Here is a 14,117-nt window from a genome sequence, read left to right on the forward strand (position 1 = left end):
TCCTTCCTACATTTCATTATGTTTCATCGCTTTATTACGATGTTCCAGGTATTTTTCTAGCTTGCGCTTTACCCGTTGCAACGCATTATCGATAGATTTTACACTTCGATTCGTTTCGGCCGCTATCTCATGATAGGATTTCCCATCCAAGTATCCCATAAGGACCTTGCCTTCCAAATCACTGAGTATGGCGCCCATTTTAGCTTCAATATCAGAAAACTCTTCCCTATTGATGAACAGTTCTTCCGGATCGGTCCCCTGACCTTCCATGATAACATCCATCAACGTGCGTTCCGGCTCATCCGTATAAATCGGTTTATTTAAAGAAACGTAAGAATTAAGTGGAATATGCTTCTGTCTTGTTGCCGTTTTAATTGCGGTAATAATTTGTCTGGTCACGCAAAGCTCCGCAAAGGCTTTAAACGACGCCAACCGGTCATCTTTAAAATCACGGGTCGCCTTATATAAGCCAATCATGCCTTCCTGAATAATGTCTTCCTTATCCGCTCCGATAAGAAAATAGGAACGCGCTTTTGCCCGGACAAAGTTCTTGTACTTGTCCACCAAATAATCAACCGCCACAGGATCGTCATGCTCTCGCGAAAGCTTGACTACCTCTTCATCCGTCAAACCTATATATCGTTTGTACTCTTCTTTCATATATGGGTCTGAATTCATGGTAGCCTCCCCCGATTGCACACGCCTGCCAGTATACGTATCATTATACTTTAACAATGAAAGTTCTGCAATACTATTGTACCGCTTTCTCCCTTTGTTTATTAATGACTTCTAAAATCATTCCCCTACGATTAATTTCCCTTTGGCGTCTTTTTACCGCGCCGCAAGGTTTCCCAGTCAACCGCAATGGTATCATCGATCTGATGCCCCAACTCATTGCGCTGCATCGTCATCGTATCACCTTTATGAATGCCCTTATAATAGCGCTGTTCATCGATCTTCGCGCGCTCCACCTGCCCCTTAAGTTCGCGACTGGAGATACGCAAGGCCCCGAATCCCAGCACCTGGCTTTGCTCCGCATAGTCCGAAGTGCACACATACACATTATTATAAGAGTGACGAAGTTCGAACACAATGCGTTCAATACAGGAGTCCGCCGTTTCTTCGTCCGCCGTATAGATCTCCGTAAAGTCCTCGCCTTTATAGGCATTGGCCCCGGATGGCAACTGATGTGCATAAGTACCGTCGAATACGAGCACAATATGATATCCCTTATGCTTGCCGTAATTCTGCAGTATGTCTCGGATACGGCGACGGGCATGCTCCAGGGATTCTTTACTTATTCTTTTTAATTCCGGCCACGAAAATATAACATTGTAGCCGTCAACAATTAAAATGTCCGCTTTCATGACTGCCTCTCTTCTTTTATCCGCACCGATGCAATGTCTTATTGGCGCTGACGTACTGCTTCATACAGTAAAATGCCGGTCGCAACGGATGCATTCAAGGAGTTGAGTTCACCATACATAGGGATCGTAACTAAATAATCGCATTTTTCTTTCGTAAGACGGCTTAAGCCCTTACCTTCATTGCCGATAACCAGCACCAACGGAACTGTCATATCAGCTTGGTACAAGGTCTGTTGCCCTTCCATATGCGCGCCCAGTACCCAGAAGCCCTGTTTCTTCAAGTCTTCAATGGTCTGTGCCACATTGCCCACCTGCACGAGCGGAATAAATTCCAACGCACCGGCCGATGTTTTAGCTACAGTTGCATTAATCGGTGCATTATGGCGTTTCGGAATCAAAACAGCCGTCGCACCGCAGCATTCGGCTGTACGAATAATGGCGCCCATATTATGCGGGTCTTCGATGCCATCTAAAAGTACCAACAAAGGAGCGGCCTTTTTCTCTGCCCCTTCAGCGGCCTGACGTGCTTCAAATTCGTTCAATACATCCTGTAACTCGGCAAATTTGACGGATGCCACCAATGCCACCACGCCTTGATGAACAACGCCGTCCGCATATTTGCTTAACTGCTGTTCATTCACCTTGCGAATTTCCACATGGCGGTCTTTCGCAAGTTTTACGATTTCCTGTAAGGAGCCCTGTAACTTCTCGTTGGTTATAAAGAGTCTCTGAATCGTACGTCCGCTGCGCAAGGCTTCGCGCACCGCATTACGCCCCACAATATAATCACTCATTATATACTCCTTTATCAATCAATTCCTTATTTTAAAATAATTGTATTAACTTATTTCTTCAATCATAAACGAAAAGGCTTTTTCCATAATCTCAGCCAATCGTTCTTCTCGTTTATTGCTATATAAATAGCCAATCAGTGCTTCAAAGGCCGTACTGTTTCGATATTCCTGCACAGTGGCGCTCTTCGGCACATTTACATTACTGTTGCGAGCCCGTTTGGCAATCTGCATTTCTTCTTCGGTCAACAAGTTTTCGTCTTCCAAGAAGTACAGTGCCTTGGACTGCATTTTCGCACAGATACATTCAGTTACCAGCGTATGGATCACCTGAACCTTGGTAATGCCTAAGGAACACATATGCCCTCGCACAAACAGGGAGAACACCGCATCACCTATATAGGCAAGCATGAGGGAGTCCTCTGCTTGCGACAGTGTCACTCCCTCATGTAGATTACGCTTTTTTAATTTTTCAATGGCTGTGCTTTTCAAAAATTGATAGCGCTTAAACTTCACGTTTCTTCCACCGTGCCCCTTGTGGAGAATCTTCGATAACAATACCGATATTGGCGAGTTCGTCGCGAATAGCATCGGCTAATTCCCAATGTTTCTGTTCACGACATTTTTGACGCACATTAAGTACAACCTGCATCAACTGTTCGTAAGCTTCTGCATCGGCACCGGTAGCCTTACCTTCCCAGGATTGTTCTAAAATGCCCAAGATATCAGTCATCATCTTGAAGATTTCTTTAACTTCTGCTAATGTTTCATGACAAACTTTGCCGTTGCAGTTCTGAACAGCCTGGTAGTAAATATTGATTTCTTTTGCCAAGCCGAACATTGGAGAACCTGCAAGAGCCGTGTTGAAGTCATCAGACATAGCTGCTTCAAATTCATCTCTGTAAGTACGTGCTTTTTCAAGTAATTCAGCCGCTTCCTTATCGCATTCGCCTTCTTCTTGCGCTTCCAAATACAATAAGTTTTCAATGGCTGTATTCATACGTTCTAACGATTTGTTAGCTTCTTCAAGGCGTTCATCGCTGAAGTCCAATGGACTGCGGTAATGAGTGCTGAGCAAGAAGTAACGCAATGCGTCAGGACTGTATTCTGCTAAAATGTCTTTAACCAAGAAGAAGTTATTAAGAGATTTACTCATTTTTTCCTGGTTAATGGTGATGAAACCGTTGTGCAACCAGTAGCGCACGAACGGATGATGTCCTGTACAACCTTCGGACTGCGCAATTTCATTTTCATGGTGAGGGAAAATCAAGTCGCTGCCGCCGCCATGGAAATCGAATTCATCGCCTAAGTACTTAGTACTCATAGCGGAGCATTCGATATGCCAGCCAGGACGACCGTTGCCCCAAGGGCTTTCCCAGAAAGGTTCACCCGGTTTAGCCGCTTTCCACAAAGCAAAGTCCATAGGGTTTTTCTTGCGGTCGTTAACGTCTACACGAGCGCCTGCTTCCATATCGTCCAACGTACGGCCGGATAATTTGCCGTATTCAGGGAAGTTTTCTACGCTGTAATATACGTCGCCGTCAAGTTCATAAGCAAATCCTTTTTCCACCAATGCGGAAATCATGGCAATGATTTCTTCAATATGTTCGGAAACACGTGGATAAAGATCTGCACGACGCACATGAAGTGCATCCATTACTTCAAAATAAGAATCAATGTAGCGGTTGGAAATAACATCCCATTTTACACCTTCACCATTGGATGTGTTGATGATTTTGTCATCCACATCGGTAAAGTTCTGCACATATGTTACTTTATAACCTACATGAGTCAAATAGCGACGAATTACGTCCCATGTTACAAACGGACGGGCGTTGCCGATATGAGGATGGTTATATGGTGTAACACCACAAACGTAAATCTTCGCTTCACCCTCCTTAACCGGCTTAAACACTTCTTTCTCTCTCGTCATAGTATTGAATACTTTAATTTCTCTCATCGTCACCGATGCCTCACTTCCATTAAAATAATAAAGGACCACCATCTCATTACAGAGACGGTGGCCCGCGGTTCCACTCTGTTAGATTTTACCCCTCTTAGACGCTTAACGGGCGCTACCGGACAAGCCTACTTAGGTTCAGCCCGTCAACTCCTGAAGGCATTTCCTCTGTCTATACTTGAACTCTCACACTATATAGTTCTCGCTGTAAAGTTAGTCACAAAGTACTTTTTTCAATCATCGTCTTTTGTAAAACAATTTTTTTCTATATATAGTAAATAGTATCACAAAAAATTGTTAAAGTCAAACGACAGGCCCTGGAATCAAGGTAACGAATTGTTTATGCGCTGTGGAATCATACAGCCATTATTTAGCTGTTTTGTGTGCTTCCGTGCAAATACCGATGATGGTCTGTACAGCCAAGTTCATGTGTTCCACACAGGCAAATTCATGAGGGCCGTGTAAGTTTTCCACGCCGGTGAAAATGTTTGGTGTTGGAATACCCATGAAGGAAATCTTGGAACCATCTGTACCGCCGCGAATCGCCTGTACGATTGGTTCTACGCCGGCATTCTTCATAGCTGCCGATGCGAGTTCTACACATTCCATATGGTCTTTAATCACTTCATACATATTGTAGTAACGGTCTTTGATAGTCAATTTAACAACTTCACGGCCGTAACGTTCGTTAAGAACTTTGGCAGCCAATTCGAAGTACTGTTTTTTGCCTTCGAACTGAGCGCGGTCATGGTCGCGGATTAAGTAGTTCAATACGCCGCTTTCCACACCGGTTTGCATATCATAGAGCATGATAAAGCCTTCATGATCTTCTGTAAGTTCAGGCACGGCGCATTGTGGTAACATGCGATCAAATTCCATAGCCAATTTATTACAGTTAATCATGATATTTTTAGCGGAGCCCGGATGAACGGATACGCCTTTTAATTCAACCGTTGCACCGGCCGCATTAAATGTTTCGTATTCCAATTCGCCAAGACGAGTGCCATCCACTGTGTAAGCGTAAGCTACAGGGAAATCTTTAACGTCGAACAAGTTAGCGCCTACGCCGATTTCTTCGTCAGGACCGAAGGCACACATAATCAAGCCATGTTTTACTTCCGGATGTTCCACGAAGTAGCGAAGCGCTTCCATGATTTCAACGATACCGGCTTTGTCGTCGCCGCCGAGTAATGTCAAACCGTTAGTTACGATTAAGGTCTGCCCTACATAGTTCTTCAAGTTAGGGAAATTTTGAACCGTAGATACTAATTTAGGTTCTTCATTGAGCACAATGTCTGTGCCGTCGTAGTTTTCAATAATGCGCGGTGTAATATTTTCCGCATTGTAATCTGCAGTATCCATGTGAGCGATAAAGCCGATACCGGGCACGTTTGCATCTGTATTAGCAGGTAATGCGCCAATGACGAAGCCGTTGGATTCGTTAATTTTAACGTCCTTTAAGCCTAAGTCTTTCAAATCCTGTGCCAAGACTTTCGCGAATTCAACCTGACTTTGCGTACTTGGTACAGTCTTCGATTCTTCATTCGAGCGCGTGTTGGTTTTTACATAACGTAAAAAGCGTTCCACCATTGTTTCCATACTAATCCCTCCATAACGAAAGAAACACTGTCAGCACGTACTATTTCATGCTGATTGAAAAATCCCCGATTCGATTAACTGCTCTCTTCATTTTCTAAGGATATAAAAATATAGACCGGCTCCCTTATTCAGTTAGCCGATCTATAATCCTTATCGTTACCCTAGCGTAGCGATTGTTTCATCAAGACGTTGTAATGTCTTTTCTTTACCGAATAAGGTAATGATGTAGTTAAGGTCCGGACCATGCATTTGGCCGGTTGTAGCAATGCGAATCGGCATGAATACGAATTTGCCTTTCAGCTTCGTACTCTTCATAATGCCTTTGATAGTCGCTTTTACTACTTCAGGAGAAATTTCATCCAGTGCCGCCACAGCATCACGGAATTCTTTAAGTACTACCGGACAGGATTCTTCCGCCAATACTGCATCGATTTCCGCCTTTTCTTCGTCAGTAGGCACTTCTTTATCTTCGAAAATCAACTTCGCTTCGTCTTTAATCTGAGCGCCAAAGCTGATGTGATCTTTCAAGCATACGCAGAGCATGATGAGTTTTGCTTTTTCCGCTTCATCAGGTGTTTCGCTCGCATAGCCGGCTGCCTGTAAATGAGGGAGGCAAAGTTCATATAACTCTTCATCGCTCAAGTTCTTCATATAGTTGAAGTTGATCCAGTTCAATTTATCAATATCAAATACGGCCGGATTTTTAGCAACGCGGTCCATAGAGAAATTCTGAATCAATTCTTCTTGAGTAAACAATTCCTGTTCGCCATCCGGAGCCCAGCCGAGTAATGCGAGGAAGTTGTTGATAGCTTCTGGCAAGTACCCTAATTGACGGTATTGGTCAACCGAAGTGGCACCATGGCGTTTACTCATTTTCTTGTAGTCTTTGCCCAAGATAAGGGAAATGTGACCGAATACAGGTACTTCCCAGCCCAATGCATTGTAAATAGCAATCTGGCGTGGTGTGTTGGATAAATGTTCTTCCGCACGAATTACATGGGTCACTTCCATAGTATGGTCATCAATAACCACCGCATAGTTATATACAGGAATTCCGTCGGATTTTACAATTACGAAGTCACCTACACCGTTGGAGTCAAAGGATACATGACCGCGTACCATGTCGTCGAAAGCGAAGGTTTCATTGAGCGGTACACGAAGACGTACAGTCGGTTTGCGACCTTCCGCTTTGTAAGCTTCAATTTGTTCTTCTGTCAAATGACGGCAATGGCCATTGTATTTTGGAGTTTCACCTTTTTCAAGCTGTTTCTGACGTTCCGCTTCCAATTCTTCTTCGGAGCAGTAGCAATAGTATGCTTTATCTTCCGCCAATAAAGGATTGGTAATCTCTTTATATATATCGAGACGTTCGGTCTGACGGTATGGGCCGTTTTCACCGCCTACATCAATACCTTCATCCCAGTTCATACCGAGCCATTTGAGAGCGGCTTTAATGTTTTCTTCGCTCTCTCTGGTGGAACGTGCAAGGTCGGTATCTTCAATACGAAGTAAGAATGTGCCGCCTTCTTTGCGCGCTAACAACCAGTTGAACAATGCGGAGCGTGCCCCGCCGATATGAAAGGGTCCTGTTGGACTTGGAGCAAATCTGACTTTCATCTTTGACATAATAAAAAAATCCTTTCTCTATAGCTTGCAGATGGTAACTACTGCTTGCGCAGCCAGTCCTTCCTTGCGCCCGAAAGCACCAAGTTTTTCATGTGTAGTTGCTTTTACACTGATAAAATCTTCGGTAATTCCGAGGGCTCGACTGATATTCTGCTTCATAGCCTCTACGTGAGGTTTCAGTTTTGGTGCTTCTGCAATCACCATAATATCTACATTATACGCCTTAAATCCTTTTTGTTGTAGTAGTTTCACTACATGTTCCAGTAAATCCATGCTGGACGCCCCTTTATAGGCATCATCTTCCGGCGGGAACCAGTAGCCGATATCCGGCATGCCGGCCGCACCGAGCAGCGCATCCATGAGCGCATGGAGTAATACATCCGCATCACTGTGCCCATCCGGGCCAATGGAGCTTTCAATCTGTACGCCCCCTAAAATGCAGGGACGACCTTCTTTGAATCGGTGTACATCATACCCAAAGCCTACGCGCATCATCGGTTCCACCACTCCTAAATAATGTTTCGCCTTAATAATATCTTCCGGCGTAGTTAATTTACTGTTTTTATAATCACCTTGTACAATCTTGACCGGACGACCCCAGTGTTCCACCAAGGATGTGTCATCTGTTCCCAGAAAACCGGTCTTCTCCGCATAGGCCTGCGCAGCCTCCAGGATTTCGCGACGGAAACCTTGCGGAGTCTGTACCGTGTACATCGTCTCTCGCGGCGGCGTAGATTCCACCATGAGATCCGCATCCACTGTTTTAATGGTGTCAATGGCCGGTACGGCAGCCACGGCGGCACCGTGAACAGATGCCGCCTCAGCCACAGCCGTAAACAAAGGACCTCGCGCCATAGGGCGGGCTCCGTCATGAACGAGGACGATTTGTGCCTCTTCACTTAAAGCCAGCACACCTTGACGTACAGAGTCCTGACGCTCTTTACCGCCATTTACAAAGTGTATTTTCACCGACTGCAGGGCCGGCAACTTTGCCTGCACCGCCTCTACCTGAGACTGAACAAGCGCTTCTTCGCCGCGCGCCGTAACGATTACGATTTCAGTAATCTGAGGCGCTTCGGCCATATGAACTAAATTCCATTGCAGCACGGAGTATTGTCCCAGCTGGAGGAATACTTTATTCGTATCGCATTGCATGCGTTTGCCTGCACCGGCAGCCAATAAAATACAACTTATCATTCTTTATTTCCTTTCGCACGGGCGAAAATCATACGTCCCGCACTGGTTTGAAGTACGGAAGTAACCATAACGTCAATGGAAGTATCCACGTATTCTGCGCCATTTTCAATAACGATCATAGTACCGTCATCTAAGTACGCCACGCCTTGCTTGTCTTCTTTACCTTCCTTGATAACCTGAACGCGAATCCATTCGCCCGGAATCATAGCCGGTTTCAACGTATTGGCCAACTCGTTAAGGTTCAATACGGAAATGCCCTGTAAGCTTGCCACTTTATTTAAGTTAAAGTCATTGGTAATAATCTTCCAGTGTTTTTCCATTGCCAAACGCATTAACTTGGAATCCACTTCCGAAATGTCATCATAGTCGTCGGCAATTACTTTAATAGGAATGTCTTCCTTCTGCTGCATATTCTGTAAAATATCCAGGCCGCGACGACCGCGGTTACGCTTCAACACGTCGGAGGAGTCGGAAATAAACTGCAACTCTTCCAATACGAACAAAGGCACTACAAGCGGTCCTTCCAAGAAGCCGGTAGTGCAAAGTTCTGCAATACGACCGTCAATAATAACCGATGTGTCCAATAATTTGGCCACAGAAATAGATTCAAATTCGGAAATAGCCGGCTGTACCGCTTTTGCAGGCGCCGCCTCTTTCTTCTTATCTCGGTTCAACATGCGGTTCTGAAGCCAGTTGTTATATAGCTCAGGGCCCTTGTTAGACGCCAGGCGCATGCCGATATAGCCGAAGATAGCACTCAAAATAATAGGGATATACGATCCGATAATAGGTACTTGATGAAATGCCAAGCCAATTAAGTTTGCTATTATGAGTCCAAAGAGTAATCCGGCTGTGCCGGCCATTAAGTCTTGGCTAGGAATATGAGATAAAAGTCGCTCTAAATTTTTTGCCAAACGAAGACCTTGATTGATGATAGGCATAGAAATAATATACCCGATAATAGCGCCTAATAAACCACCTAACGTAAGCGCTAACACTTTCATAACGGACACTCCGAAGAAGCCCATCGTCCAGAATTTCACATCAATAATAGGTTCCCAAACAGGCATAAAGTTATCAGTCAACACGTATCCCATAATACCGACCAATAAGGCTATGACATAACGTAATATTTTGTAAATCATTCGATTCACCCCCTTTCCCATATGTCTCTATATATTGTACATCAAAATTATAAATAATTCATAAAATTTTTCATATTTTTTTGCACTGTTTATCAATGCTCAGAAAATGATACGCATCGCTTCTTCCACACCTGTAACGCCGTGAACAGTAATGTCCGAACGGTCGATTTTAAGCTGTTTTGTGTTTCCTTTCGGCACAATGAACTTGGTGAAACCCATCTTGGCCGCTTCCATGATTCGCTGCTCAATACGAGGTATGCTGCGAATGTTCCCTGTGAGCCCGATTTCACCAAGGATAACCATATCGGACGGTACCGGTTGATTCTTCAGAGTGGACACGATGGCCGCCGCCACTGATAAGTCACAGGCCGGTTCATTCACCTTTAACCCGCCAATAACATTGATGTACACGTCCTTGTTGCCCAAGTTGAAATTACAGCGTTTTTCCAGTACGGCCAGCAGCACGATAAGGCGGTTCAAGTCATACCCGATAGATGTACGGCGCGGCATACCGAAAGCGGTAGTGGCCACTAAGCTTTGTACTTCTACAAGGATTGGCCGAATTCCTTCCAAATATGCCATAACAGCAGAACCAATTTCATCTTCCGTGCGCTCCGCCAACAAGGTAGCCGACGGATTGAGCAGTTCTACAAGCCCTTCCTCTTCCATGACGAACAGACCGGTTTCCGAAGTGGACCCGAAACGATTCTTGATGCCTCGCAAAATACGGAACTGGTAGGAGCGCTCTCCTTCAAAATAGAGCACCACGTCCACCATATGCTCCAACATACGAGGGCCTGCAATATTACCGTCCTTCGTTACATGACCGATAATAATTACCGGCACATTCTGTTCCTTCGCAAAACGCAATAGACGCGCTGTACACTCACGCACCTGCCCTACACTGCCCGGAGCGGAATCAAGCTGATCCGTGAACATGGTTTGGATGGAGTCGATGACTAACAAAACCGGTTTGTTCTTAGTCGCTTCCTGCAATATAGAATCCAGGTTCGTATCTGCCATAACCGACAGATTTTTACCCTTAATCGCCAAACGTTCCGCACGTAGCTTCAACTGCATCTGAGACTCTTCGCCGGATGCATACAGTACATACCCTTGGCGTTCCGCCACGACCCCAGACACTTGCAGCAATAACGTAGATTTGCCGATGCCCGGATCACCGCCTAAAAGCATCAATGCGCCCGGTACAATGCCGCCACCCAACACGCGGTCAATTTCACCGAATGTGGTGGAAATGCGCGGCGCATCTTCCGTTTTTATATCGGCCAGTGCCACCGGTTTAGTTGCTTTCCGATCAACCGGTGCGTAGGCGGCCGTGCCCTTTGTATTGGTTTCACGCACCACTTCTTCTACCATCGTATTCCACTGTCCGCATTGAGGACATTTGCCGAGCCAGCGTGGCGATTCGGCGCCGCAATTATTGCAGAAATACATGGTCTTAACTTTTGCCATTGTTTCCCCTCTATTGACTTCTTACATTGCAATAGCACATAGTAGCTTCTGCCTACTATATGTTTCAACAACACGTATAACCATTGCACACTATAGTATATATACATTTTATATACATGTATTCCGTTAAGTCGTTAACTATAATCATATCACAAAAAGGCCGTTCAGGTTAAGAGATTTATTACTTTTCCATGACTTTTTTAATATAAATAAAAAGTCACGGACTCTCTACATTCCACGGAGGATTAAATTTTATATGGAATGAACGAAAATCCGTGACTTAGTGCAATATTTATATAAACAGATTACATAATTTGGACAATTTGTAACAAACAATTAATTTACATTAATAGAAATTTAACTGACGTTAATAGAAGTTTAACTACATTAACAATATTCTTACGCTTTCACGCTCATTACAATGGAGTCGTCTTTGGCGTCAGCTTTAATTGTTGTGCCGTCTACCACCTCACCATTTAAAATTAAATCAGAGATAGGGTCTTCCACAAGCCGTTGGATAGCACGTTTTAATGGACGGGCACCAAAGGCAAAGTCGGAACCTTCTTTAACTAAGATCGCCATGGCTTCAGGAGATACTTCTAATGTAATATTCCGTTCTTCAAGACGTTTAGTTACACTCTTCAACATGATAGTAACAATCTTGTTCAAATCGTCACCGGTCAATGGATGGAATACGATCATTTCGTCGATACGGTTCAAGAACTCAGGACGGAAATGACGTTTTACTGCATCCATAGTATTCTTCTTAGCACTTTCAAAGCTGTCGCCTTCTTTGCCGGCATCTTTGTTTTTAGCTGCCAGGAAGCCCATAGCCGCACTGTCTTCTTTCAAGTAGTTGGAACCCAAGTTACTTGTCATGATAATCACCGTATTTCTGAAGTCTACGGTACGGCCTTGGTTGTCGGTTAAACGACCGTCATCCAATACTTGTAACAAGATATTGAAGAAATCGCTGTGCGCCTTTTCCACTTCGTCGAAGAGGATTACGCTATATGGTTTACGACGAACGGCATCAGTCAATTGACCGCCTTCATCATAACCAACATAGCCCGGAGGCGCTCCGACTAAACGAGATACGGTGTGTTTTTCCATGTATTCGGACATATCGAGACGAATCATGGCGTTTTCATCACCGAACAAGTTGGCGGCCAAGGAACGAGCCAATTCAGTTTTACCAACACCGGTAGGACCGAGGAAGAGGAAGGAACCGATTGGACGTTTTGGATCTTTAAGGCCTGCACGGGCACGACGTACTGCTTTAGCTACAGCCACAACAGCTTCATCCTGACCGACTACACGCTGATGAAGTTCATCTTCCAAATGCATCAAACGTTGCGATTCTTCTTCTTTCAATTTTGCTACCGGAACACCGGTCCACTGAGCTACTACAGCGGCGATATCATCTTCTGTAACAACAAGTTTTTCTTCGTCTTTCTTGCTGCGTGCAGACTGTTTCGATTCGATTTCATCGCCGATTTTCTTGGCTTCATCACGAAGTTCGGCTGCCTTTTCGAAGTTTTGAGCTACAATTGCTTCTTCTTTTTCTTTTTCAAGACGGGCTAACTTCTGTTCCAATTCCTTCACATCAGGTGGTGCGGTAAATACTTTCATACGCACTTTAGATGCTGCTTCATCCATTACGTCGATCGCCTTATCAGGTAAGAAACGGTCGGAAATGTAGCGGTTGGACAATTCTACAGCCGCCTTCAAAGCCGCATCAGTGATTTTAGCTTTGTGGAACGCTTCGTAGCGGTCACGCAAGCCGGTTAAAATAGCCAATGCGTCTTCTTCACTTGGTTCGCCTACAAGAACAGGTTGGAAACGACGTTCCAAAGCGGCGTCTTTTTCAATGTGTTTCTTGTATTCGTCCAATGTGGTGGCACCGATAACTTGGAATGTGCCACGAGCCAAGGCAGGTTTTAAAATGTTAGCCGCATCCATAGCACCTTCCGATGCGCCCGCACCGATCAATGTATGCAATTCGTCGATGAAGATAATCATATCATCGTGTTTTTGCACTTCATCAATGGCTTTTTTCAAACGTTCTTCAAATTCGCCACGGTATTTCGCACCGGCCACCATAGCGGTAAGGCTCAAAGAAATAATGCGTTTATTGCGGAGAATTTCAGGTACGTTCTGACTTACAATGCGCTGTGCCAACCCTTCGGCAATGGCTGTTTTACCTACACCAGGTTCACCGATAAGCACAGGATTGTTCTTAGTACGACGGCTTAAAATCTGGATAACACGGTTAATTTCATTGTCACGGCCAATAACAGGGTCAACCTTACCTTGTTTAGCCTGTTCATTCAAGTCGGTGGCAAAACCGTCAAGAGCACCTAAATTGCTGTTGCCCTTAGCTTCTGCACCGCCTTTGCCTTCACCATTTGCATCGGCACCGCCGATCAAGTTGTTAATGGATTGTACAATATCTTCGCCACGAATGCCGAATCGTTGCAAAATGCTTACTGCAATGCCGCCGCCATCGCGAAGGATGCCCAACAGGATATGTTCAGCCCCTACATAGCTATGCTGCATGCGGTTTGCTGTATCCACAGCCAATTGCAAAATTCGCTTAGTACGCGGTGTCATTTCAATGGAACTGTCGTAGCCGTTGCCGCGGCCGTCTTCATCGAGAATGGCTTTTTCCAAAGCTTCACTTTCAAGACCTAACTCGCGGAGAGCTTTGGAAGCAACGCTGTTGCCTTCTTCCAACAAGCCCAAGAGCAAATGTTCGCTGCCGATAAAATTATGGCCGAATTCTTGAGCTTTTTCTTGCGCAATATTTAAGACTTGTTGCGCGCCGTCTGTAAATCTACTCAACATATAATCACCTCATTTGTGTTTAATTCATAACCTATACATTCTATCAAAATTCGTACATGCTTAATTACTACATTCTTTTAACAATTGGAGATTTCATTACTCGCTGTAAGTC

The 14,117-nt window shown here is 44.7% G+C and carries 11 protein-coding genes and 1 other annotated feature; all 11 genes read right to left on the minus strand.

Translation table 11 applies throughout. The features are described 5' to 3' along the window. Positions 1 to 6: 6 nt before the first annotated feature. The gene (gene sigH, locus KHZ77_RS06550; protein WP_295196985.1) at positions 7 to 678 is read right to left on the minus strand and encodes an RNA polymerase sporulation sigma factor SigH; all 672 of its coding nucleotides are present in this window, start codon (positions 676 to 678) and stop codon (positions 7 to 9) included. A 131-nt stretch (positions 679 to 809) separates the two neighbouring features. Beyond that, on the minus strand, positions 810 to 1,367 hold the full coding sequence (locus KHZ77_RS06555; protein ID WP_295196987.1) for an NYN domain-containing protein: 558 nt from the start codon (positions 1,365 to 1,367) through the stop codon (positions 810 to 812). Between the two features lie 38 nt (positions 1,368 to 1,405). After that, complete coding sequence (gene rlmB, locus KHZ77_RS06560; RefSeq protein WP_295196989.1) at positions 1,406 to 2,161, minus strand: 23S rRNA (guanosine(2251)-2'-O)-methyltransferase RlmB; 756 nt, start codon at positions 2,159 to 2,161, stop codon at positions 1,406 to 1,408. Between the two features lie 45 nt (positions 2,162 to 2,206). After that, the gene (locus KHZ77_RS06565) at positions 2,207 to 2,569 is read right to left on the minus strand and encodes a ribonuclease III domain-containing protein (RefSeq protein WP_295196992.1); all 363 of its coding nucleotides are present in this window, start codon (positions 2,567 to 2,569) and stop codon (positions 2,207 to 2,209) included. Between the two features lie 94 nt (positions 2,570 to 2,663). After that, entirely contained in the window at positions 2,664 to 4,118 is a 1,455-nt protein-coding gene (gene cysS / locus KHZ77_RS06570; protein ID WP_295196995.1) for a cysteine--tRNA ligase, read from the minus strand. A gap of 50 nt (positions 4,119 to 4,168) precedes the next feature. After that, positions 4,169 to 4,368: a binding site (T-box leader), on the minus strand. Between the two features lie 116 nt (positions 4,369 to 4,484). After that, complete coding sequence (gene pepT / locus KHZ77_RS06575) at positions 4,485 to 5,717, minus strand: peptidase T (RefSeq protein WP_295196997.1); 1,233 nt, start codon at positions 5,715 to 5,717, stop codon at positions 4,485 to 4,487. 156 nt (positions 5,718 to 5,873) lie between these two features. Continuing rightward, positions 5,874 to 7,343 carry a glutamate--tRNA ligase gene (gene gltX, locus KHZ77_RS06580; protein WP_295196999.1) on the minus strand — a complete coding sequence of 490 codons (1,470 nt, stop codon included), beginning with the start codon at positions 7,341 to 7,343 and terminating at the stop codon, positions 5,874 to 5,876. Positions 7,344 to 7,361: 18 nt separating this feature from the next. Next, positions 7,362 to 8,540, minus strand: a complete 1,179-nt coding sequence (gene ispD / locus KHZ77_RS06585) for a 2-C-methyl-D-erythritol 4-phosphate cytidylyltransferase (protein ID WP_295197001.1) — start codon at positions 8,538 to 8,540, stop codon at positions 7,362 to 7,364. Further along, the gene (locus KHZ77_RS06590; protein ID WP_295197004.1) at positions 8,537 to 9,685 is read right to left on the minus strand and encodes a PIN domain-containing protein; all 1,149 of its coding nucleotides are present in this window, start codon (positions 9,683 to 9,685) and stop codon (positions 8,537 to 8,539) included. Before KHZ77_RS06590 ends, ispD begins: the two co-directional genes overlap by 4 nt. A gap of 99 nt (positions 9,686 to 9,784) precedes the next feature. Beyond that, positions 9,785 to 11,158, minus strand: a complete 1,374-nt coding sequence (radA, locus tag KHZ77_RS06595) for a DNA repair protein RadA (protein WP_295197006.1) — start codon at positions 11,156 to 11,158, stop codon at positions 9,785 to 9,787. A gap of 399 nt (positions 11,159 to 11,557) precedes the next feature. Further along, complete coding sequence (locus tag KHZ77_RS06600) at positions 11,558 to 14,005, minus strand: ATP-dependent Clp protease ATP-binding subunit (RefSeq protein WP_295197009.1); 2,448 nt, start codon at positions 14,003 to 14,005, stop codon at positions 11,558 to 11,560. Between the last annotated feature and the right edge of the window lie 112 nt (positions 14,006 to 14,117).

It is taken from the genome of Veillonella sp., from assembly GCF_018364065.1.
Taxonomy (GTDB): Bacteria; Bacillota; Negativicutes; order Veillonellales; family Veillonellaceae; genus Veillonella_A.